This window comes from Rhizobacter fulvus, from assembly GCF_964020785.1.
In genome coordinates this window covers 1,525,497-1,547,687 of sequence record NZ_OZ224516.1, presented here as the reverse complement: position 1 = coordinate 1,547,687, position 22,191 = coordinate 1,525,497, and the positions used below count along the sequence as shown (strand labels likewise).

Genomic DNA, 22,191 nt, shown 5'->3' with positions numbered 1-22,191 from the left:
TGCGATGACAGTTCAACCGTTCGGCCTGCAGCCCGAGATCGTCGCCAATGCCATCCCCGCCGACGAGCGCGTCTGGGTGCCGCAGGCGGACAACGTCTGGTTCCGCCCGCTGCTGCTCAACACCGTCTCGGGCGGCTGGTGCAATCTGCTGCGGGTGCGCCGCTCGGGTGTGCTGTCGCGCCACCGACACCCGATGCTGGTGGTCGGCTACGTGATCAAGGGCCGCTGGTTCTACCGCGAGCACGACTGGGTCGCGAACGAGGGCGACTTCGTCTACGAGCCACCGGGCGAAACCCACACGCTCGAGGTGCCGGCCGACTGTGCCGAGATGATCACCTTCTTCAACATCTCCGGTGCGATGATCTACCTCGACGAGGACGGCCAACAGACCGGCTACGAAGACGTGTTCACCAAGCTCGAGATGTGCCGCGCGCACTACGAGGCGGTCGGCCTCGGCGCGTCCTACGTCGACCAGTTCGTGCGCTGAACGCTACGCCGCCGTCGTGAAGCGGTAGATCCCGTCGGCGTCGAGCCGGCGCGTCAGTTGGCCCGCGAGCCACAGCGCATGCAGGTGCGCCACCGACTCGCCCATCGCGAACGTGGTCTGGTGCAGGTCGAGCTTGCGGCGGAACAGCACCATCAGCAGGTCGGCCGCGTGCTGCGGCGCCTCGGCACAGGCGGCGAGCACATCGGCGAAGCGTTCGTCGTGGTGCGCGACGAGCTGGTCGACGCGGGTGTGCAGGCCGCGGAACGGCCGGCCGTGCGAGGGCAGCACCAGCGTGTCCTCGGGCAGCGCCTTCATGCGCTTGATCGAGTCGAGGTAAAGCATCAGCGGGTTGGCCTCGGGCTCGCCCTCGTGCACGCTGACATTGGTCGAGATGCGCGGCAGCACCATGTCGCCGCTGATCAGCACGCCGAGCTGTGCGCAGTGCAGCGACATGTGTTCGGGGGCGTGGCCGTAGCCGGCATGGCAGGTCCAGTCGTGGCCGCCGATGGCCAGAACATCGCCTCCGAGCAGGCGGCGGTAGGCGTGCGGCAGGTCCGGCACCATGCTCTTGTAGTAGTTCGTGCGCGCCTTGATCTTGGTCTGCGATTCCTCGTCTGTCAGGCCGTGGCTCGCCATGAAGCGGGCCGTCGCCTCGCCGCCGATCGCGGCGATGCCGCTGCTGGCCAGGCGCGCCACGTTGTAGTCCGTCGCGCTGCACCAGAGGCGCACGTTCCAGCGCTCGGTCAGCCAGTGCGCCAGGCCGATGTGGTCGGGGTGCATGTGGGTGACGACCACGCGCAGCACCGGCAACCCCTGCAGCTCGTTGGCGAAGATCGTCTCCCACGCGGCGCGGGTCGCGTCGTTGGTGATGCCGCAGTCGACGATGGTCCAGCCGTCGCGGCCGTCGATCCGGTCGCGCAGCAGCCACAGGTTGATGTGGTCGAGCTGGAACGGCAGCAGCATGCGCAGCCAGCGCACGCCCGGCGCCACCTCCAGCGTGGTGCCGAGTTCGGGCAGCGCCTCGCCGAGCGGGTAGGTGAGCTGCATTTCGAGCGCGTTCATGGCCTTCATCGGATTCCCCAACTACACTTTGTGCACTTGACGTAAACGTCAATTCGAGCCCAGTGTAGGCCGTCCGCTTCATCGCCGCTGTCACCCAGATGTCTGCCGCCCCGTTCAAGACCTTCACGATCGGCGAGCTCGCCCGCGAGTTCGACCTGACGACCCGTGCGATCCGCTTCTACGAGGATTGCGGGCTGATCACGCCGCAGCGCAGCGGCCGCAACCGCGTCTACACCCAGCGCGAGCGCACCCGCCTGAAGCTCACGCTGCGCGGCAAGCGCCTCGGGCTGACGCTGGCGGAGGTCAAGGAGCTGGTCGACATGTACGAATCGCCGCGCGACACCCAGCCGCAGCTGCAGAAGTACCTCGCGGTGCTGGGCGCGCACCGGGCGCAGCTGGAGCAGCAGCTGGCCGACCTGCACGCCACGCTCGACGAAGTCCGCTCGCACGAGAAGGAAGCGCGCCGCCTGCTGGCCGGCGCCGGCGCGCGGAAAGCCGCGGCGCGCGGGTAAGCTGAATCCGTCCCTACCACCCCCGGAGATTTCCATGGCCAAGACCAAGACGAAGACGAAGCCCGCCGCGCCGAGCGCGCAGACCCGCCGCATGGCGCCGCTGAACACGCCGACCGACCTGGCCGCCAAGGCCACGCCGCAACTCGCCGGCTCGCTGAACGCGCTGCTGGCGGACTTCTTCGCGCTGTACCTGAAGACCAAGAACTTCCACTGGCACATGAGCGGCCCGCATTTCCGCGACTATCACCTGATGCTCGACGAGCAGGCCGACCAGATCTACGCCGTCACCGACGACCTGGCCGAGCGGGTGCGCAAGATCGGCGGCACCACGCTGCGCTCGATCGGCCACATTGCCAAGCTGCAGCGCGTGCTCGACAACGACGCCGATTTCGTGGCGCCGAAGGACATGCTCGCCGAACTGCGCAACGACAACCGCGACATGGTCGAGCGCATGCGCGAGGCCCATGCGCTGACCGACGAGCTGAACGACGTGGTCACGACCAGCCTGCTCGAGAACTGGATCGACGACGCCGAGCGCCGCGCGTGGTTCCTGTTCGAGGCCACCCGCGACACCGTCTGACCGATGCAGGCCCGCAACCCGGATTTCGCGCAGCGTGTGCAGGAGTCGTTCGCACTGCAGGGTGCCATGCGCACGCTCGGTGCGTCGCTGGCGGCGGTCGAGCCGGGCCGCGTCGTGATCGCGATGCGGCACCGGCCGGAGCTGACGCAGCAGCACGGCTTCGTCCACGCCGGCATGGTCGCCGCGGCGCTCGACTCGGCCTGCGGCTTCGCCGCGTTCACGCTGATGCCGCTCGACGCAGGGGTGCTGACGATCGAGTTCAAGATCAACCTGCTGGCGCCGGCGCGCGGCCCGCTGCTCGAGTTCGAGGGGCTGGTGACCAAGGGCGGCCGCACGATCAGCGTCGTCGACGGCAAGGCCTGGCAGTTCGAGGCCGACAACCGCGAGAAGAAACTGATCGCGACGATGACCGCGACCGTGATGACCGTGATCGGCCGCGACGACGTGCGGCACTAGAACAGATTCCGAAGGAGACGACACCATGAACAACCTGCCCGGCCTGAACTTCCAGCTCGGCGACGATGTCGACGCGCTGCGCGACGCCGTCCGTGAATTCGCGCAGGCCGAGATCGCGCCGCGCGCGGCCGAGATCGACCGCACCGACCAGTTCCCGATGGACCTGTGGCGCAAGATGGGCGCGCTGGGCGTGCTCGGCATCACCGTCAGCGAGGAGTACGGCGGCGCCGACATGGGCTACCTAGCGCACATGATCGCGATGGAGGAGATCAGCCGCGCGAGCGCGTCGGTCGGCCTCAGCTACGGTGCGCACAGCAACCTGTGCGTGAACCAGATCAAGCGCAACGGCAGCGATGCGCAGCGCGCGAAGTACCTGCCGAAGCTGATCAGCGGCGAGCACGTGGGCGCGCTGGCGATGAGCGAGCCGGGCGCCGGTTCCGACGTGATCAGCATGAAGCTGAAGGCGCAGGACAAGGGCGACCACTACCTGCTCAACGGCAACAAGATGTGGATCACCAACGGCCCGGATGCCGACACGCTGGTCGTCTACGCCAAGACCGAGCCGGAGCTCGGCGCGCGCGGCGTCACCGCGTTCCTGATCGAGAAGGGCATGAAGGGCTTCAGCATCGCGCAGAAGCTCGACAAGCTCGGCATGCGCGGCAGCCACACCGGCGAGCTGGTGTTCCAGAACGTCGAGGTGCCGGCCGAGAACGTGCTGGGCGCGCTGAACGGCGGCGCCAAGGTGCTGATGAGCGGGCTCGACTACGAGCGCGCGGTGCTGACCGGCGGGCCGCTCGGCATCATGCAGGCGGTGATGGACAGCGTGGTGCCCTACATCCACGACCGCAAGCAGTTCGGCCAGAGCATCGGCGAGTTCCAGCTGATCCAGGGCAAGGTCGCCGACATGTACACGGTGCTGCAGGCCGGGCGCGCGTTCGCGTACACGGTCGCGAAGAACCTCGACATGCTCGGCACCGAGCACGTGCGCCAGGTTCGCAAGGACTGCGCGAGCGTGATCCTGTGGTGTGCCGAGAAGGCCACGTGGATGGCCGGCGAGGGCATCCAGATCTTCGGCGGCAACGGCTACATCAACGAGTACCCGCTCGGCCGGCTGTGGCGCGACGCCAAGCTGTACGAGATCGGCGCCGGCACGAGCGAGATCCGGCGCATGCTGATCGGTCGCGAACTGTTCGCCGAGACGATGTGACGCGCAGCGGCTGACCGCGGCGTCAGCCCTTGCGCAGCCCGAGCCAGACCACGGTCGCGACGACCAGGAGCCCGCCCAGCACCTGCACCGCCGCGATCGACTGGCCGAGCACGGCCCACGCGATCACCAGCGCGAAGATCGGCTCGACGTTCATGATCGCCGAGTTGCCGACGACGCCGAGCCGCGGCAGCACCGTGAACAGGATCGTGAACGCGGTGCCGTACAGGAAGGTCAGCATCCCCAGGCCGACCCAGCCGGCGGCCGCGTTCGGCAGGTGCAATCCGCCCTGCACCCCCGCGCCGGCGAGCGCCAGCACCGCGACGATCGCCATCGTGGTGGCGGTGCGCAACCGGCCGTCGACGCCGTTCGTCTCGTGCTGGATCAACACCAGCGCGAGCCCGAAGGTGGCCGCCGCTGCAAGCGCGAACGCGACGCCGGCGCCGATCTGCCGCCACTGCGCCGCGGCGCCCAGGCCTGACGCGGCACCGAACACGTCGAGCGCGAGCGCCAGCCCGGCCAGCATCACCGGCATTGCCAGCAGCGTGCGGCGTTCCGCGCGGTGGCCGTACGCGAGGCGCGCCCACAGCGCTGTCCACAGCGGGTAGGTGTTGAACGCCAGCAGCGCCAGCGCCACCGGCAGCCGCGCGACCGCCGAATACAGGCACACGCTCTGCACCGCGATCAGCAGGCCGACGCCGAGCAGCGCCTTCGCGTGGCGCGCCGGCACCCGCAGCGGCACCTGCTGCGTCAGCAGCACTGCGAGCACGACCAGCGCCGTCACGGTGCTGCGCACGGCGACGGCGGTGACGACGTCGACGCCATGGTCGAACGCGACCCGCGCGGCGACATGGTTGGCGCCCATCATCAGCGCGATCAGCAGCAGCGTGGCGAAGGCCGCGCCGGAGAGCGCGACCGGGGCGGACGAGGAGGCGGGTGACGACATGGGTGCGGATTGTGGCGGGCAGATTTTTCTTGCGTTCCTTTCACCCCGAACGAGGGCGCCGTGCGTGCAACCCGGTGTCGTCACTCAACTTCGGGAGCCCGTCATGTTCCAGCGCCGCGATGTCCTTGCCCTCCTTGCCGCGTCCGCCGCGGCCGTCCTCGCCACACCCGCCGCCGCCGTCGGCCGCCTCGTCGAGATGGAACTCGTCGATCGCGGCCGCAACGAGCCGCTGGCGGTGCACGCGCACCGCGGCGAGGCCTGGGTCGCCGGCCGCCCCGGCACGCGCTACGCGGTGCGGCTGAGCAACCGCAGCGGCGAGCGGGTGCTGGTCGTGCTGTCGGTCGACGGCGTCAACGCGGTCAGCGGCGAGACCGCATCGACCGGCCAGACCGGCTACGTGCTCGGCCCGTACCAGACGACCGAGATCACCGGCTGGCGCAAGAGCCTGACCGAGGCCGCGGCGTTCTACTTCACCGCGCTACCCGATTCGTATGCGGCGCGCACCGACCGGCCCGACAACGTGGGAGTGATCGGCGTGGCGGTGTTCCGCGAGAAGCGGCCCGAGCCGGTGGCGCTGCCGGCGCCCCGGATCGACGCGGCCCCGCTGGGCCGGGCAGACGCGGCAGCAGAATCGTCGAACGGTGCCGCGCGGGCCGCGGCGCCGCCGGCACAGGAGGCGTCCGCCAAGGCCGCCGCGCGTGACGAGCGCCTGGGCACCGGCCACGGCGAGCGCGAGTACGCGCCGACCGTCCGCACCGCGTTCGAACGTGCCAGTGAGCGACCGGCGGAGATCGCTCGGATCCGCTACGACAGCGCCGACAACCTGCTCGCGCTCGGCGTGATCCGACCGCGCCGCCCGGCCCCTGTCCAGCCCGATCCTTTTCCGGCGTTCGTTCCGGACCCGAAGGGCTGAGCCTTCGGGAAACCCCTGAGGTCACCGCTTGCGGACTTGTACCCAGGGGTGTGCAAAAAGGGGTGGATGTGCATAGGCCTGCGGATAACATGGTTAAGGCATGTGAAGTTCCGGGGTCACGAACCCCCACCGGAGCGCCGCGCCACCACCCAACCTTCCGCTTCCGACTGGAGATTTCATGCAGCGTTCCGCTCGTCCCTCACGCACGGTCCTGATCAGCGCATTGCTGCTGGCCTTGTCGGCATCGGCCTGGTCACAGGCCTCGTCATTCGCGGCGCCTCAGGCGCAGGTGTTGCGCGCAACCCAAGGGCAGGCGCTGGGCCAGGCCGCGGGCGGCTCGCACGCATCCGCGGTGGCCGCGTCGATGCGCGGCCGCGGGCTGGGCGATGCGACGGCGCGTTCGCTGGTCGAGATCGGCGGCGGCCCCGGGCAGGCAGGCCTGACCCATGTGCGGATGGAGCAGCAGGTCGGCGGCCTCACGGTCTACGGTACGTCGGTCAAGAGCACGTTCAACGCCAAGGGCGACCTGATCCACCTGATCGAGAAGATCGTGCCGGTGACCGACGCCGCGCCCAAGGGTGCGGCCATCAACGAGCGGCAAGCGCTCGACGCCGCAATGACGCGGGTGCACCCGGACGTGCGGGCGTCGTTTGCTGCGGGCACGAAGGTCGGCAAGTCGGTTCGCTTCGCCGGCGGCGCGTTCTTCCACGAGGCGCCCGAGGTGACCCGCGTGCTCGTGCCGCAGACCGACGGCAGCCTGGCGCAGGGCTTCCTGGTGCAGACCTGGACGCAGCGCGGCAACCTGCTCGACCACACCCTGGTCGGTGGCGACGGGGCGGTGCTGTCGGTCGAGCGGCGCACGGCGAACGACAGCTACAACGTGTTCGCGGTCAGCCCCGGCGTGGGCCCGCAGACGATCGTGAACGGGCCGGCGTCGGGCGCCACTCAACCGTCACCGAACGGCTGGCTGCTCGCCGGCACGCAGAACACGATCAAGATCAACGGCAACAACGTCAGTGCGTACCTCGATGCCGCGGCCAACAACAAGGCCGACACCGGCGGCAGCTCGGTCAGCAACGGCGCGTTCACGACCGCCGCCAACCTCACCCAATCGCCGAGCACCGCGGCCAACCGCAATGTCGCGGTGCAGAACCTGTTCTACCTGAACAACCGCATCCACGACATCCTGTACGGCCACGGCTTCAACGAGTCGGCCGGCAATTTCCAGATCAACAACTTCGGCAAGGGCGGCGCCGGCAACGACCCGGTGAATGCCGAAGCGCAGGACGGTGGCGGCACCGACAACGCGAACTTCTCGACGCCCACCGACGGCTCCCGCCCGCGCATGCAGATGTACTTGTGGACCGGCGCCGGCAACACGCATGAGGTGATCGTCGGTGGTTCCAGTTACGGGGCGATGGGCGCGCAGTTCGGCCCGGCGCTGACAACCAGCGGCCTGAGTGGCGCGCTCGCCGTGCCCACGAGCGGCACCGATGGCTGCACCGCAGTCGGCGGCGTCAGCGGCAGATCGCGATCGTCGACCGCGGCACCTGCGATTTCGTCACCAAGGTCGCCAACGCGCAAAGCGGCGGCGCCACCGGGGTGATCGTGGCCAACAACGCGACCACCGCCATCTTCACGATGGGCGGCACCAGCCGCGCGCGCATCCCGTCGGTGATGGTCAGCCAAGCCGATGGAGCGACGTTGAAATCACTCAAGGGCAGCACCGGCACGATGCGCCTGAAGGCCATCCAGCCGCTGCAACTCGACGGCGACCTCGACTCCGACATCGTCTACCACGAGTACGGCCACGGGCTGACGTGGCGGATGATCGGCGGCATGAGCGGCCCGCTGGCCGGCGCGATCGGCGAGGGCGCGAGCGACGTGACCGCGTTCATGGTCAACGGCAACGACAAGGTCGGCGTGTACGCCGCGTCGAGCCCGAGCGGCATCCGCCGCTACCCGTATGCCGCCTACCCGCTGACCTACGCCAACGTGACCGGTGCCGAAGTCCACAACGACGGCGAGATCTATGCCGCCGCGATGTGGCGCTTGCGTGAGCTGTGGCTGGGCAGCAGGCGCTCGAACGATGCGCTGTTCAAGGTTTTCGTCGACGGCATGAACTACACCCCGGCCACGCCGGCGTTCGAGAACATGCGCAACGGCATGCTGGATTCGATCGCGGCGAATGCCGGAGTTGACGCGGCGGCTCAATGTTCGCTCGTGTGGCAGGCCTTCGCCGAGTACGGCATCGGCGACGGCGCCAAGGGCACGGTGGTCTCCAGCACGAGCGTGGCGATCGTGCCGTCGACGGCCACGCGCAGCAACTGCACCCACTGAGACCGCGCTCTACCGGAAAGGCCCGCCCTCGCAAGACGGCGGGCCGTCTTCTTTCCGCTGCCCGCCCAGGTGCTTACACTGCGAACAGGCCACTTTCGCTGCAGCGCACCATGACCACTCACCTCCAGGAACTCCTCGACAGCAACCGCCTCTGGGCCGCCAAGACCGAGCAGCGCAGCCCCGGGTTCTTCACCGGCCTGCTCGCCCAGCAGGCACCGCAATATCTGTGGATCGGCTGCGCCGACAGCCGGGTGCCGGCGAACGAGCTGGTCGATCTGCTGCCGGGCGAATTGTTCGTGCACCGCAACGTCGCCAACGTCGTCGTGCACTCCGACCTCAACTGCCTGTCGGTGATCCAGTTCGCGACCGACATGCTGAAGGTCAAGCACATCATCGTCGTCGGCCACTCGCGCTGCGGCGGCGTGATCGCGGCGTTGAACGACCTGCGCGTCGGGCTGGCCGACAACTGGATCCGCCACGTGCAGGACGTGCGCAACCGGCACCAGGACTGGCTCGACACGCTGGCGCCCGAGGAGCAGATCGACGCGCTCGGCGAGCTCAACGTGATCGAGCAAGCCAAGAACGTCTGCCAGACCACCGTGGTGCAGGACGCCTGGGCGCGCGGCCAGGAGCTGGTCGTGCACGGCTGGTTCTACGGCCTGCACAACGGGCTGCTGCGCGACCTGAAGATCACCGTGCCGAGCGCCGCCGAGATGGCGCCCGCGTTCGACGCCGCGATCGACTCCCTGCGTGCGCGCCATGCGCTGAAGACCGACTCGGTGATGGGCTCCCTCGACCATGCCGAAGGGGCCGCTGCCTTGACCCGCCGGGGCCCGATCCCGACCCCATGAAATCGCCGACGACCTTTCCGACCGCGCTGACCGACCCGCGGGCGTTCGACATCGCCCAGGCCATGCTCGACGGCTTCGACCGCCACTACACCCTGTTCCGCGAGGCCAGCGCCGACGCCAAGCGCCGCTTCGAAGAGGCCGACTGGCACGGCCAGCAGCGCGCCCAGCGCGAGCGCATCGAGTTCTACGACCTGCGGGTCGACGAGGCCGCCGAGCGGCTGCAGCGCGAGTTCCAGGCGTCGGAGCTGCCGCGCGACACCTGGCAGCAGGTCAAGCTGCACTACATCGGCCTGCTGACCGGCCACCTGCAGCCCGAACTCGCCGAGACCTTCTTCAACTCGGTGACGACCAAGATCCTGCACCGCAGCTATTTCAACAACGACTTCATCTTCGTGCGGCCCGCCGTCTCGACCGAGTACATCGAGAACGACGAGCCCGCCGCCCTGCCGACCTACCGCGCCTACTACCCCACCAAGGCGACGATGCGGGAGACCTGGCTGCGCATCGTCGACAACTTCCAGCTGCAGCGCCCCTTCGAGGACCTGGGCCGCGACATCGACGACGTGCTGCGCGCCGTCGACGCGCAGCTCGGCGACTACCGGATGCGCGCCAATTTCCAGATCCAGGTGCTGTCGTCGCTGTTCTACCGGAACAAGGGCGCGTACCTGGTCGGCAAGGTGATCAACGGCTTCTCCGAGACGCCGTTCGCGCTGCCGATCCTGCACGGCGACAGCGGGCAGTTGGTGATCGACACCGCGCTGTTCGGCGAAGACGACCTGCTGCTGCTGTTCAGCTTTGCGCGCGCCTATTTCATGGTGACGATGGAGGTGCCGTCGGCCTACGTGCAGTTCCTGCGCTCGATGATGCCGCGCAAGCCGCGCTCGGAGATCTACAACGCGCTCGGCCTGGCCAAGCAGGGCAAGAACGCGTTCTACCGGGACTTCCTGTACCACCTGAAGCACTCGAGCGACCGCTTCCGCATCGCGCCCGGCATCAAGGGCATGGTGATGCTGGTGTTCGACCTGCCGAGCTTCCCGTACGTGTTCAAGGTGATCAAGGACTTCTATCCGGAGCAGAAGGACACGACCCGCGAGCTGATCAAGAGCAAGTACCTGCTGGTCAAGCAGCACGACCGGGTCGGGCGCATGGCCGACACGCTGGAGTACAGCAACGTCGCGTTCCCCCGCGAGCGCTTCGAGGACGAGCTCGTCGACGAGCTGAAGCACTACTGCCCGAGCCTGCTGGAGGAAGACGGCGACGCGCTGGTGATCCGCCACGTCTACATGGAACGGCGCATGATCCCGCTCAACATCTACCTGCAGGAGGCGTCGCTGCAGCAGATCGAGGCGGCGGTGATCGAGTACGGCAACGCGATCAAGGACCTGGTGCGCGCCAACATCTTCCCCGGCGACATGCTGTGGAAGAACTTCGGCGTCACCCGCCACGGCAAGGTCGTGTTCTACGACTACGACGAGATCGAGTACCTGACCGACTGCAACTTCCGCAAGGTGCCGACCCCGCGCACCGAGGAGGAAGAGATGAGCGGCGAGATCTGGTACAAGGTCGGCCCGCGCGACGTGTTCCCCGAGACCTTCGCGCCATTCCTGCTCGGCAACCCGGGCGTCAGGAACGTCTTCATGAAGCACCACGCCGACCTGCTCGACGCGGCGTTCTGGCAAGGCCACAAGGACCGCATCCTGGCCGGATACGTGCACGATGTGTTCCCGTACGATGCGCACAAGCGCTTCCAGTACCAGCGAGACGGCGCCGTCTCGATCACTTGAATTCGCCACCTGATTCTTGTTAGGAGATCCACCATGAGCGACCCCATCGTCATCGTTTCCGCTGCCCGCACGCCGATCGGCGGCCTGTTGGGCGATTTCTCGTCGCTGTCCGCGCACCAGCTCGGCGCGATCGCGATCAAGGCCGCCGTCGCGCGCGCCGGCGTGCCGGGCGACGCGATCAACGAAGTGCTGATGGGCAACTGCCTGATGGCCGGCCAGGGCCAGGCGCCGGCGCGCCAGGCGGTGATCGGCGCCGGGCTGCCGCAGTCGGTCGGCGCGGTCACGCTGTCGAAGATGTGCGGCTCCGGCATGCGCGCGATGATGTTCGCGCACGACATGCTGAACAGCGAGACCGCCGACGTGATGGTCGCCGGCGGCATGGAGAGCATGACCAACGCGCCGCACCTGACCCACATGCGCAAGGGCGTGAAGTACGGCCAGACCGCGCTGTACGACCACATGGCGATCGACGGTCTCGAGGACGCTTACGAGAAGCTGCCCAACGGCGGCGGCAAGGCGATGGGCGTGTTCGCCGAGGAGTGCGTGGCCAAGTACGCCTTCACCCGCGAGCAGATGGACCAGTTCGCGATCGATTCGACCAGGCGCAGCAAGCTCGCGAACGAAGACGGCAGCTTCGACTGGGAGATGGCGCCGGTCACGCTGACCAGCCCGAAGGGCGAGACCGTGATCAAGTTCGACGAGCAGCCGTTCAAGGCCAAGCTCGACAAGATCCCCGGCCTGAAGCCGGCGTTCAAGAAGGACGGCACGATCACCGCCGCCACGTCGTCGAGCATCTCCGATGGAGCGGCCGCGCTGGTGATGATGCGCGCGAGCACCGCGAAGAAGCTCGGCGTCACGCCTATCGCACGCATCCATGCGCACGCGGTGCATGCGCAGGCGCCGAACTGGTTCACGACCGCGCCGGTCGGTGCGATCGAGAAGGTGCTGAAGAAGTCCGGCTGGAATGCGAAGGACGTCGACCTCTGGGAGGTCAACGAAGCCTTCGCCGCCGTCACGCTGGCGGCGATGACCGAGTTCAAGCTCCCGCACGAGATCGTCAACGTCCACGGCGGTGCGGTCGCGCTCGGCCACCCGATCGGCGCGAGCGGCGCGCGCATCGTCGTCACGCTGCTGGGCGCGCTGCGCAAGCGCGGGTTGAAGAAGGGCGTGGCCGCGCTGTGCATCGGCGGCGGCGAGGCCACGGCGCTGGCGCTCGAGCTCGTCTGACCGGCAGCACGTGATGCGTGTCCTGGTGATCGGCGCCTCGCGCGGGCTCGGCCGCGAGTTCGTGCGCCAGTACCTGGCCGACAAGGCGCAGGTGACGGCCACCGCGCGCCAGGCCGAGCAGGTCGCCGAGCTCGAAGCGGCCGGCGCGACCGCGTTCACGCTCGACGTCGGCGACGCGGTCAGCGCGTCCGGCGTCGCCTGGCGCATCGACAACGCGAACTTCGACATCGCGATCGTCAACGCCGGCGTCTACGGGCCGCGCCACCAGGGGCTCGAAACGCCGTCCGAGACCGATTTCGACGCGGTCATGCACACCAACGTGCTCGGCGCGATGCGCGTGATCCCGCAGCTGATCGATGCACTTGCGCCGGGCGCGCGGCTGGCGGTGCTGTCGTCGCGCATGGGCTCGATCGGCGCGCGCGAGTCGACCAGCGGCTGGCTGTACCGCGCCTCGAAGGCGGCGCTCAACTCGGTGCTGAAGGACGTGTCGCTGCAACTGGCCGGCCGCGCGACCTGCGTGGCGTTCCACCCCGGCTGGGTGCAGACGGACATGGGCGGCGCGGGCGCGTCTTTGACGCCGGCGCGCAGCGTCGCCGACATGCGGCGCACGATCGCCGCGTTGACACCGGCGCAGAACGGCAGCTTCCTGAACCATGACGGCAGCGCGATCCCCTGGTGATCGCGCGTCGCCGACCGAGATCGGCGAGACCTTCTCGATGGTCGTGCGCCTGCGCGACCACGAGATCCGCACCGGCGCCCGCGCGCTGCACGACCTGAACCCTTTGCACCACGACGTGGCCGCCGCGCGCGCCGCCGGCTACCCCGGCCTGATCGCCAGCGGGGCGCACACCGGCGCGATCTTCATGGGCATGACTGCGACGCACTTCTCGTCGCCGGCCCCTGACGGCAGCCCACGCTCGGTCCTCGGCCTCGGGTTCGACATCCGCTTCCGCAACGTCGTGCTCGCCGACGAGGACATCACGTTCCGCTGGACGGTCGAGAGCAGCGCGTGGAAGGGCAGCCTGAACGGCTACGTCACACGCTCGATCGGCGAAGTGCGCACCGCGCGCGCCCTGGTGCTGACCGGCGTGGCGAACCTGCTGCTGCGCCACGCCTGAAGCGCCCGACGCTGCGCCTCGGGGCGGACGCGTTACCCTCGCATTCGAACTCATCGGAGACGCCCCATGCTGCTCAGCGAAGACCACCGTGCCGTGCAAGACGCCGTCCGCGCCTACGTGCAGGACCACATCGCGCCGCAGGCCGCGGCCTGGGACCAGCACCATCACTTCCCGAAGGCGGAACTGCGCGGCCTGGCCGAGCTCGGCTGCTACGGCGTCGCCGTGCCGACCGAGTGGGACGGCGCCGGGCTCGACTACCTGGCGCTGGCGATCATCCTGGAGGAGATCGCCGCCGGCGACGGCGCGACCTCGACCATCGTCAGCGTCAACAACTGCCCGGTCTGCTCGATCCTGATGGCGTGGGCCGACGACGCACAGAAGGCGCAGTGGTTGAAGCCCCTGGCGCGCGGCGAGATGCTGGGCGCGTTCTGCCTGACCGAGCCGCACGTCGGCTCGCAGGCCGACGGGTTGAAGACCACGGCAGTTCGCGACGGCGATGTCTACGTGCTGAACGGCGTCAAGCAGTTCATCACCAGCGGAAAGAACGGCGATGTCGCGATCGTGATGGCCGTGACCGACAAGGCGGCGGGCAAGAAGGGCATCAGCGCGTTCATCGTGCCGACGGCCACGCCCGGCTACACGGTCGCGCGGCTCGAAGACAAGATGGGCCAGCACGCCAGCGACACCGCGCAGATCCTGTTCGAGGACTGCCGCGTGCCCGCCGCGAATCGGCTCGGCGAGGAAGGGCAGGGTCTGAAGATCGCGCTGTCCGGGTTGGAGGGCGGGCGCATCGGCATCGCGTCGCAAAGTGTCGGCATGGCGCGCGCGGCGTTCGACGCAGCGTTGAAGTATTCGAAGGAGCGGGTCGCGTTCGGCAAGCCGATCTTCGAGCACCAGGCGCTGCAGTTCCGCCTGGCCGACATGGCGACGCAGATCGAGGCCGCCCGCCAGCTGATCCACCACGCTGCGAGCCTGAAGGACGCCGGCGTGCCGTGCCTGAAGGAAGCGGCGATGGCGAAGCTGTTCGCCAGCGAGATGGCCGAGCGCGTCTGCAGCGCGGCCATCCAGGTGTTCGGCGGCTACGGCTACGTCAGCGATTTTCCGGTCGAACGGATCTACCGCGACGTGCGCGTGTGCCAGATCTATGAAGGCACGAGCGACGTGCAGAAGATCCTGATCGGCCGCGCGCTGGCCTGACGCGCCGCCGGGCGGCGCGTCGGCCGGTCAACGGCGCTCAGCGACCCCAGCCCCCGCGGCGGCCGTCCTGGCCCCAATCGCCGCGGCCCCAGCCGGCAAACTGGGCCCCGTCGATCACGCTGCCCTCGCGGTACTCGAATGTCTTGCTGGTGCCGCCCGGGCCGCGCGTGTAGATGCGCAGCGTCTTGACGCGCCCTTCGGCCGGATCGGTGCCGAACAGCTCGTTGGTCAGGCGGAACGAGCGGTCGCTGCGCGCGAGCTCGCGCAGCCGGTCGGTCACGTCGACGTTGCGGCGCGAGGTGCCGTACAGCGCCTGCTGGATGCGGTACGCGCCCTCGTCGCCGCGCTGGCCGCGCCGGCCGTCGCCCCAACCGCCGCGGTAGTTCGAATCGCCCCAGCGCCCGCCACTCCAGCCCGCGAAGCGCGACCCGTCGAGCACATCGCCTTCGCGGTACTCGAAGGTCTGGGTCTGCCCGTTCGGGGCGCGCGCGAAGATGCGCAGCGTCTTGACGTGGCCTTCATCGGGGTCCCCGCCGAAGGTGTCGTTCTCGATGCGGAACTGAAGGTCGCGGCGCGCCAACTCCTGAAGGCGGCGTGTCACGTCGACATTGCGCTGCGCGGTCCCGTAGCGCGCCTGCAGGATGCGGTACTCACCGCCGTCACGGGGTTGCGCGAAAGCCACCGGCACGAGTGCCGCGGTGGCTGCCGTGCCCGCGAATGCCATCACCAGGGTGCGTCTGCTGATCGGGTTCATTGTTGTGTCTCCTTTGGGATGGGTCAAGCCGTCTGCCGGCTCGTTCATTGTGGGAGCGGGGCGTGTCCCGCCGGTAGGGCGCGGCGTCCCGGCCACGTCGGACAACACCCCGACGCGTGGCGGGTATTCTTGGCGTCGATCAACGAGGAAGCGAACGATGAGCAGTTTCGATGTGCGCACGATCCGTGCGCTGGTGTTCGACGTGTTCGGCACGGTGGTCGACTGGCGCGCCAGCATCGTCCGCGAAGGCGAGGCACTCGGCCGCGCCAAGGGCTGGACGCAGGTCGACTGGCCGGCCTTCGCCGACGCGTGGCGGGCCGGTTACCAGCCGGCGATGCAGCGCGCGCGCACCGGTGAGATCGAGTGGACGAACGTCGATGGTCTGCACCGCCACATCCTCGACACGCTGCTCCCGCGCTTCGGGCTGGAGGCGCTGAGCGAAGGCGAACGCGCCGACCTGAACCGCGTCTGGCACCGGCTCGACCCGTGGCCCGACGCGATCGCCGGGCTGCAGCGGCTGAAGACGCGCTACGTGATCTCGACCCTGTCGAACGGCAACATCGCGCTGCTCGTCAACATGGCCAAGCGCGCCGGCCTGCCGTGGGACTGCGTGCTGTCCGCCGAGATCATGAAGCACTACAAGCCGGACCCCGAGGTCTACCAGGGCGCGGCCCAACTGCTCGGCGTCGAGCGCGCGCAGTTGCTGATGGTCGCGGCCCACCCGAGCGACCTGCGCGGCGCGCAGCGCGCCGGCCTGCCGACCGCGCTGGTCCATCGGCCGCACGAATACGGCCCGAACCCGGGCGGCGCGCCGGCGCCCGATGCCTTGCCGGACGATCGCTTCGACCTGGTCGCCATCGATTTCGGCGACCTCGCGCGGCAGCTCGGCACCTGATCCCGTCGCGCCGATGAACGAGGACAGCGCGCGCGCCGTCACGCTGCTGCAGGCCTTCGAGACCGCGCAGCCGCCGACACCGAACTGGGGCGACGACGATCGCGCCTGGGCCACCCGCCTGGCGCTGCAGGAGGCGCCCGCGAACGCGGCGGACTTCATCGCCCGCCGCGCCCACCACGCGCTGCAGCGCCTCGGGCCGCGCGAGCCGGCCGCCGCGCGCTGGCTCGCGCGGCGCTTGTGGGACGGGCGCTGGGTCGGCGGCGTCGCGCTCGGCGGCGTCGTGCTCGGCGTGCTGGCGGACAGCCTCGCCAGCGACCAGCGCATCAACCTGCTCGCGCCGCCGCTCTGGGGCGTGCTCGCGTGGAACGCGGTGGTCTACCTGCTGCTGCTCGGCCACGGCCTGGCGCGCGCGCTCCGGCGGCCGGCACACGGCGGCGCGCTGCTGCGGTTGACCGAGCGTGCGATGCGCCTCGGTCGCCGGCTGCCGACCGCGACCGGCAAGGCCGCCGGCACGAGCGGCCCGGCGCTGCAAGCGTTCGCGGCGCAGTGGTGGCGCGTCAGCGCCCCGCTGTCGGCGGCGCGTGCCGCGACGCTGCTGCACGCCGCGGCGGCGGCGCTGGCGGTCGGGCTGATCGTCGGGCTCTACCTGCGCGGCCTCGCGCTCGACTACCGCGTCGCGTGGGAGAGCACCTTTCTGAGTGCCGGCAGTGCGCACGCCGCGGTCACGACCGTGCTCGCGCCGGCGTCGGCGCTGTCGGGCATCCCGCTGCCGGACGCAGCGGGCTTCGAGGCGCTGCGCGTGGCGCACGGCGCACCGGCCACCGCGCCGGCGGCGCCGTGGATCCACCTGCTCGCGCTGACGCTCGCGCTGTTCGTCGTCGCGCCGCGGAGCGTGCTGGCGGTCCTGGCGGCGTTGCGCGCGCAGTGGCACGCCGCCCGCTTCGCACTGCCGCTGGGCGAGCCGTACTTCCAGCGGCTTGCGCGGCTGCAGCAGGGCGACGTCGCGCAGGTCGCGGTGCTGCCGTACGCGAGCGCGCCCGGCGCGCATGCGGTGCCCGGCCTGCAGGCGCTGCTCATGCCGGCGCTCGGCGACGGCACGCAGCTGCGCGTGCTGGCCACCACCGCGTTCGGCACCGAGGACGAGTCGACGGCCGCGGCCGAGCTGTCCACCGGCACGACGCTTGCCATCGCGCTGTTCGATCTGTCCGCCACGCCCGAACGCGAGAACCAGGGACGCTTCGCGCAGCGACTGGCCGCGCGTGCGCCGGCCGGCGCGGCGACCGTCGTGCTGGTCGACGAGACCGCGTTCGCGGCGCGCTTCGCCGCCGATCCGGCGCGGCTCGCCCAGCGCCGCGAGGCCTGGCGCCTGTTCGCCGACAGCCTGGGCACCGTGCCGGTGTTCGCCCACCTCGCCGCGCCCGACACCGCGGCGACCACGCGCGCGCTGCAGCTGGCGATGCGCAGCCCCGTCGCGCGGAGCGCGGCATGAGCGAGCGCAGCCTGTCGCTGAGCCTGGTCTCGCACACCAACGCCGGCAAGACCACGCTGGCGCGCACGCTGCTCGGCCGCGACGTCGGCACCGTGCGCGACGCGCCCCACGTCACCGAGTTCGCCGACGTGTTCACGATGCTGGAAACCGGCGACGGCGAGCGCCTGCTGCTGTGGGACACCCCCGGTTTCGGCGACAGCGCGCGGCTCGTCAAGCGGCTGCGCGCCGCCGGCAACCCGATCGGCTGGTTCATCAGCGAGGTCTGGGACCGCTGGCGCGACCGCCCGTTCTGGGCCGCCCAGCAGGCGATGCGCAACGTGCGCGACGAGGCCGACGCGATGCTCTACCTCGTCAACGCGGCCGAGTCGCCCGAGGCGGCCGGCTACGTGGCGCCCGAGATGGAGCTGCTCGGCTGGCTCGGCAGGCCGGTGATCGTGCTGCTAAACCAGCTCGGCGCGCCGCGCGAGGGCGGACTGGAGGCGGCCGAACTCGAGGCCTGGCGCAGCCACCTCGCGCCGTACGCCCATGTCAAGGCCGTGCTGCCCCTCGACGCGTTCGCCCGCTGCTGGGTGCAGGAAGGCACGCTGCTGCGCGCGGTCGAGGACGCGCTCGATGGCGAGCGCCGCGCGTCGATGGGCCGGCTGCGCGCCGCCTGGCTCGCGCAGCGCCGCGCGACCTTCGATGCCGCGATGCGCTCGATCGCCGGCAGCCTGGCGCGCCTGGCCGGCGCGTCCGAAGACGTGCCCGATCCGCGCCGGCTCGGCGCGCGGCTTCGCCAGGTCGGCAGCGCGATGGGACAGGCGGTCGGCCTGGGCAGCGCCGACACGACGCCGACCGCCGTCGCGCAGAAGGCGCTCGCCGCGCGGCTCGACGAGGAGGTGCGCGCGAACACCGCCGAGCTGATCGCGCTGCACGGTCTCGAGGGCCGCGCGCAGGGCGAGATCCTGACGCGCCTGGCGACCCACTTCGAGACCCGCCTGCGCATGGACGAGGGCAAGGCGGCGCTGTGGGGCGGCGTCGTCAGCGGCGCGCTGGTCGGCCTGAAGGCGGACATCCTGAGCGGCGGGCTCACGCTCGGCGGCGGGCTGCTCGCGGGCGGCCTGCTCGGCGCGCTCGGCGCGGCCGGGCTGGCGCGGTGCGTGAACCTGGTGCGCGGCACCGAGCGCTCGTACGTGGCCTGGAATGCCGAGGCGCTCGATCAATTGCTCGAAGCGGCGCTGCTGCGCTACCTCGCGGTCGCGCATTTCGGTCGCGGCCGCGGCGAATGGGCGCAGGGCGAATCGCCGGCGCACTGGCGCGAGGTGGTGCAGCGCGCGCTTGCGCCGCTGCGCGACCCGCTCACGGTGATCTGGCAGGAGCGCGATGCGCGCAGCGAGGCCGGCAGCGCGCCGGCCCACGAGACCGAGCACATGATCGCCGCGGCGCTCGTGCCGATCCTCACGGACGCCAGCACCTCGGCACTGCGCAGCCTGTACCCGGACGCGCCGGCGCTTGGGGAAAGTGCGCAGGCCGCGCCGCTGCCCGCGCAGTAGCCTCCGGCTGATGAACGCACCACGTCCCGCCATCGACTTCTATTTCGACTTCTCGTCGCCGTACTCGTACATCGCCTCCGAATGGATCGAGGCGCTCGCCGCGCGCCACGGGCGCACGGTCGCGTGGCACGCGATCCTGCTCGGCGCGACGTTCCAGGTCACCGACATCAAGAGCCCGGTGTCGTACCCGCTGAAGCGCGAGTACTCGATGCTGGACTTCGAACGCTCGGCGCGCTTCGCCGGCGTTCCGCTGAAGATGCCCGAGAAGTTCCCGATCCCGACCCAGAACGCGGCCCGCATCTTCTGGTGGCTGCACGCCACCGACCCGGACCGGGCGCGCGACTGGGCGCGCCACGGCCTGCGGGCGCTGTTCGCGCGCGGCGTCGACCTGAGCGAGCCGGCGGCGCTGCGCGCGCTGGCCGAGGAGTTCGGCCTCGACGGCTCGCAGGCGCAGGACGTCTGGAACGACCCGCAATGGAAGGCCGCGCTCAAGGCCGCGAACGACGCCGCGATCGCGCTCGGCGTGTTCGGCGCGCCGTTCTTCGTGATCGACGGCGAGCCGTTCTGGGGCAACGACCGGCGCTCGATGATCGAGCGCTGGCTGGAGAAGGGCCCGTTCTAGACCCATCCCTGACGCTCGGCCCGCCCGACCCCTACAATTGACGTATACGTCAACTGCGACACCCTGACGCCCCCGGCGCCGAGAAAGCCCGCATGCCTGCACTCGCCTCGAAACTCAGCCCGCGCTCCGAAGACTTCAAGGCCAACGCTGCGGCGATGCGCGCGCAGGTCGACGACCTGAATGCCAGGCTCGCGAAGATCGCCCTGGGCGGCGGCGACGCGCCGCGCGCGAAGCACGTCGCGCGGGGCAAGCTGCTGCCGCGCGACCGGGTCGAGATGCTGCTCGATCCCGACACGCCGTTCCTCGAGATCGCGCCGCTCGCCGCCCTCGAGATGTACAGGAACGACGCGCCCGGCGCCGGCCTGATCGCCGGCATCGGCCGGGTCAGCGGGGTCGAGTGCATGGTGGTGTGCAACGACGCGACCGTGAAGGGCGGCACCTACTATCCGATGACGGTCAAGAAGCACCTGCGCGCGCAGGAGATCGCGATGCAGAACCGCCTGCCGTGCATCTACCTGGTCGACAGCGGCGGCGCCAACCTGCCGAATCAGGACGACGTGTTCCCCGACCGCGAGCACTTCGGCCGCATCTTCTTCAACCAGGCGAACATGAGCGCGCAGGGCATCCCGCAGATCGCGGTGGTGATGGGCTCGTGCACCGCCGGCGGCGCCTACATGCCGGCGATGAGCGACGAGTCGATCATCGTCAAGAACCAGGGCACGATCTTCCTCGCCGGCCCGCCGCTGGTGAAGGCCGCGATCGGCGAGATCGTCAGCGCCGAGGAACTCGGCGGCGGCGACGTGCACACCCGCCTGTCCGGGGTGGCCGATCACCTGGCGCAGAACGACACCCATGCGCTGGCGATCGCGCGCGCCTCGGTCGCGAACCTGAACTGGTCGAAGGCGCACGGCCAGCGGCTGGTGCCGCCACGCCCGCCGCTGTTCGACGCCAACGAACTGCATGGCGTGATCCCGGTCGACACCAAGAAGCCCTACGACGTGCACGAGATCATCGCGCGCATCGTCGACGGCAGCGAGTTCGACGAGTTCAAGGCGCGCTACGGCGCGACGCTGGTGACCGGTTTCGCGCACATCGAGGGCATGCCGGTGGGCATCGTCGCGAACAACGGCGTGCTGTTCAGCGAGTCGGCGCTGAAGGGCGCGCATTTCATCGAGCTGTGCTGCCAGCGCAAGATCCCGCTGGTGTTCCTGCAGAACATCACCGGGTTCATGGTCGGCAAGAAGTACGAGGCCGAGGGCATCGCCAAGCACGGCGCGAAGATGGTCACTGCGGTCTCGACCGCCACGGTGCCGAAGTTCACCGTGATCATCGGCGGCAGCTTCGGCGCCGGCAACTACGGCATGTGCGGCCGCGCCTACTCGCCGCGCATGCTATGGATGTGGCCGAACGCGCGCATCAGCGTGATGGGCGGCGAGCAGGCCGCCAGCGTGCTCGCGACCGTCAAGCGCGACGGCATCGAGGCCAAGGGCGGCGCGTGGACCAAGGAGGAGGAGGCCGCGTTCAAGCAACCGATCCTCGACCAGTTCGAGCACCAGGCGCACCCGTACTACGCCAGCGCACGGCTGTGGGACGACGGCGTGATCGACCCCGCCCAGACCCGCAACGTGCTCGCGCTGGCGATCTCGGCCAGCCTGAACGCGCCGATCCCGGACGCGAAGTTCGGCGTGTTCCGCATGTGACCCCGGCACCGCCGGCCCCCGCGATGCACCTGACCCTGCTGCCGCTCACCGAGCGCGACCTGCACGAGCTGCTCGAGGCGCCGGACGCGTTCGCGCAGCGCCACGCGCTGGCGCTCGAGCCGGGTGCCTGCGCGCCGCGCTTCGTCTACGAGCGCGCGCTTTTGAACATGCACGCGGCGCCGACGTGGGCCAGCGTGTTGAGCACGCGGCTGTACGTCGTCGGCGGCGCGCGCGTGATCGGCTCCGGCGGCGTCAAGGCGCCGCCGCTCGACGACGGCGAGGTCGAGATCGGCTATGGGATGGCGCCCGCGTGGCAGGGCCGCGGCCTGGCGACGCAGGCGGCGCGCCGGCTGACCGACGAGGCGTTCGCGCACGGCGCCAGCCGCGTCAGCGCGTTCACGGCCCCCGAGAACACCGCCTCGTGGCGGCTCCTCCAGCGCATCGGTTTCCGGCGCGATGGCGAAACGATCGACCCCGACGACGGCCTGGTCTGGCGCTGGGTGCATGACAAGGCGACCTGAC

Annotated in this window: 23 protein-coding genes; 20 read left to right on the top strand and 3 right to left on the bottom strand. The window is 70.0% G+C overall.

Annotated elements, in window-relative coordinates:
• The first annotated feature begins 4 nt into the window (after nucleotides 1-4).
• On the top strand, nucleotides 5-487 hold the full coding sequence (locus ACWH49_RS07395) for a 2,4'-dihydroxyacetophenone dioxygenase family protein (RefSeq protein ID WP_448170873.1): 483 nt from the start codon (nucleotides 5-7) through the stop codon (nucleotides 485-487).
• Between the two features lie 3 nt (nucleotides 488-490).
• Here ACWH49_RS07395 and ACWH49_RS07390 read toward each other — a convergent pair whose 3' ends face one another.
• Nucleotides 491-1,549 (bottom strand): MBL fold metallo-hydrolase, encoded by a 1,059-nt coding sequence (locus tag ACWH49_RS07390; protein WP_448170872.1) that lies wholly within the window; start codon nucleotides 1,547-1,549, stop codon nucleotides 491-493.
• Between the two features lie 98 nt (nucleotides 1,550-1,647).
• Here ACWH49_RS07390 and ACWH49_RS07385 point away from each other — a divergent pair, with 98 nt between their 5' ends.
• Genes ACWH49_RS07385 through ACWH49_RS07370 form a run of 4 tightly spaced genes read left to right on the top strand, consistent with a single transcriptional unit; the run spans nucleotide 1,648 to nucleotide 4,304 of the window.
• Entirely contained in the window at nucleotides 1,648-2,061 is a 414-nt protein-coding gene (locus ACWH49_RS07385) for a MerR family transcriptional regulator (protein WP_448170871.1), read from the top strand.
• 34 nt (nucleotides 2,062-2,095) lie between these two features.
• Nucleotides 2,096-2,641, top strand: a complete 546-nt coding sequence (locus tag ACWH49_RS07380) for a Dps family protein (RefSeq protein WP_448170870.1) — start codon at nucleotides 2,096-2,098, stop codon at nucleotides 2,639-2,641.
• A gap of 3 nt (nucleotides 2,642-2,644) precedes the next feature.
• Entirely contained in the window at nucleotides 2,645-3,097 is a 453-nt protein-coding gene (locus tag ACWH49_RS07375; RefSeq protein ID WP_448170869.1) for a PaaI family thioesterase, read from the top strand.
• 25 nt (nucleotides 3,098-3,122) lie between these two features.
• Nucleotides 3,123-4,304 (top strand): isovaleryl-CoA dehydrogenase, encoded by a 1,182-nt coding sequence (locus ACWH49_RS07370; RefSeq protein WP_448170868.1) that lies wholly within the window; start codon nucleotides 3,123-3,125, stop codon nucleotides 4,302-4,304.
• 22 nt (nucleotides 4,305-4,326) lie between these two features.
• Here the strand turns inward: ACWH49_RS07370 and ACWH49_RS07365 are convergent, their stop codons facing one another.
• A complete protein-coding gene (locus tag ACWH49_RS07365) occupies nucleotides 4,327-5,247 on the bottom strand; it encodes a DMT family transporter (RefSeq protein ID WP_448170867.1) in 921 nt (306 codons plus the stop codon).
• A gap of 103 nt (nucleotides 5,248-5,350) precedes the next feature.
• On the opposite strand from ACWH49_RS07365, the gene ACWH49_RS07360 reads away from it, so the two are divergent.
• The 9 genes from ACWH49_RS07360 (at nucleotide 5,351) to ACWH49_RS07320 (ending at nucleotide 14,677) form a co-directional block, all read left to right on the top strand.
• Nucleotides 5,351-6,160, top strand: a complete 810-nt coding sequence (locus ACWH49_RS07360; RefSeq protein ID WP_448170866.1) for a hypothetical protein — start codon at nucleotides 5,351-5,353, stop codon at nucleotides 6,158-6,160.
• Nucleotides 6,161-6,338: 178 nt separating this feature from the next.
• Nucleotides 6,339-7,766, top strand: coding sequence for a M36 family metallopeptidase (locus tag ACWH49_RS07355; protein ID WP_448170865.1), 1,428 nt, complete (start codon nucleotides 6,339-6,341; stop codon nucleotides 7,764-7,766).
• Nucleotides 7,658-8,500 (top strand): M36 family metallopeptidase, encoded by an 843-nt coding sequence (locus tag ACWH49_RS07350; protein ID WP_448174325.1) that lies wholly within the window; start codon nucleotides 7,658-7,660, stop codon nucleotides 8,498-8,500. The genes ACWH49_RS07355 and ACWH49_RS07350 overlap by 109 nt, the downstream gene beginning before the upstream one ends.
• Before the next feature lie 110 nt (nucleotides 8,501-8,610).
• A complete protein-coding gene (gene can, locus ACWH49_RS07345; protein WP_448170864.1) occupies nucleotides 8,611-9,351 on the top strand; it encodes a carbonate dehydratase in 741 nt (246 codons plus the stop codon).
• On the top strand, nucleotides 9,348-11,135 hold the full coding sequence (gene aceK, locus ACWH49_RS07340; protein ID WP_448170863.1) for a bifunctional isocitrate dehydrogenase kinase/phosphatase: 1,788 nt from the start codon (nucleotides 9,348-9,350) through the stop codon (nucleotides 11,133-11,135). Before can ends, aceK begins: the two co-directional genes overlap by 4 nt.
• A gap of 33 nt (nucleotides 11,136-11,168) precedes the next feature.
• Nucleotides 11,169-12,362: an acetyl-CoA C-acyltransferase gene (locus tag ACWH49_RS07335; RefSeq protein ID WP_448170862.1), complete on the top strand. Its 1,194-nt coding sequence runs from the start codon at nucleotides 11,169-11,171 to the stop codon at nucleotides 12,360-12,362.
• Nucleotides 12,363-12,375: 13 nt separating this feature from the next.
• On the top strand, nucleotides 12,376-13,041 hold the full coding sequence (locus tag ACWH49_RS07330; RefSeq protein WP_448170861.1) for an SDR family oxidoreductase: 666 nt from the start codon (nucleotides 12,376-12,378) through the stop codon (nucleotides 13,039-13,041).
• Nucleotides 13,016-13,480 carry a MaoC family dehydratase gene (locus ACWH49_RS07325; RefSeq protein WP_448170860.1) on the top strand — a complete coding sequence of 155 codons (465 nt, stop codon included), beginning with the start codon at nucleotides 13,016-13,018 and terminating at the stop codon, nucleotides 13,478-13,480. Before ACWH49_RS07330 ends, ACWH49_RS07325 begins: the two co-directional genes overlap by 26 nt.
• Nucleotides 13,481-13,546: 66 nt before the next feature.
• Nucleotides 13,547-14,677 carry an acyl-CoA dehydrogenase family protein gene (locus tag ACWH49_RS07320; RefSeq protein WP_448170859.1) on the top strand — a complete coding sequence of 377 codons (1,131 nt, stop codon included), beginning with the start codon at nucleotides 13,547-13,549 and terminating at the stop codon, nucleotides 14,675-14,677.
• A gap of 37 nt (nucleotides 14,678-14,714) precedes the next feature.
• Here the strand turns inward: ACWH49_RS07320 and ACWH49_RS07315 are convergent, their stop codons facing one another.
• A complete protein-coding gene (locus ACWH49_RS07315; RefSeq protein WP_448170858.1) occupies nucleotides 14,715-15,431 on the bottom strand; it encodes a hypothetical protein in 717 nt (238 codons plus the stop codon).
• 157 nt (nucleotides 15,432-15,588) lie between these two features.
• Between ACWH49_RS07315 and ACWH49_RS07310 the strand changes: the two genes are divergently transcribed.
• From ACWH49_RS07310 to ACWH49_RS07285, 6 genes are all read left to right on the top strand, one after another.
• Nucleotides 15,589-16,326, top strand: a complete 738-nt coding sequence (locus ACWH49_RS07310) for a haloacid dehalogenase type II (RefSeq protein WP_448170857.1) — start codon at nucleotides 15,589-15,591, stop codon at nucleotides 16,324-16,326.
• A 13-nt stretch (nucleotides 16,327-16,339) separates the two neighbouring features.
• The gene (locus tag ACWH49_RS07305; protein ID WP_448170856.1) at nucleotides 16,340-17,815 is read left to right on the top strand and encodes a DUF2868 domain-containing protein; all 1,476 of its coding nucleotides are present in this window, start codon (nucleotides 16,340-16,342) and stop codon (nucleotides 17,813-17,815) included.
• Entirely contained in the window at nucleotides 17,812-19,347 is a 1,536-nt protein-coding gene (locus ACWH49_RS07300; protein ID WP_448170855.1) for a DUF3482 domain-containing protein, read from the top strand. Before ACWH49_RS07305 ends, ACWH49_RS07300 begins: the two co-directional genes overlap by 4 nt.
• Nucleotides 19,348-19,357: 10 nt before the next feature.
• Complete coding sequence (locus tag ACWH49_RS07295) at nucleotides 19,358-19,969, top strand: DsbA family protein (protein WP_448170854.1); 612 nt, start codon at nucleotides 19,358-19,360, stop codon at nucleotides 19,967-19,969.
• Nucleotides 19,970-20,061: 92 nt separating this feature from the next.
• On the top strand, nucleotides 20,062-21,669 hold the full coding sequence (locus ACWH49_RS07290; RefSeq protein ID WP_448170853.1) for a carboxyl transferase domain-containing protein: 1,608 nt from the start codon (nucleotides 20,062-20,064) through the stop codon (nucleotides 21,667-21,669).
• 23 nt (nucleotides 21,670-21,692) lie between these two features.
• On the top strand, nucleotides 21,693-22,190 hold the full coding sequence (locus tag ACWH49_RS07285) for a GNAT family N-acetyltransferase (protein WP_448170852.1): 498 nt from the start codon (nucleotides 21,693-21,695) through the stop codon (nucleotides 22,188-22,190).
• Nucleotide 22,191: the final 1 nt, after the last annotated feature.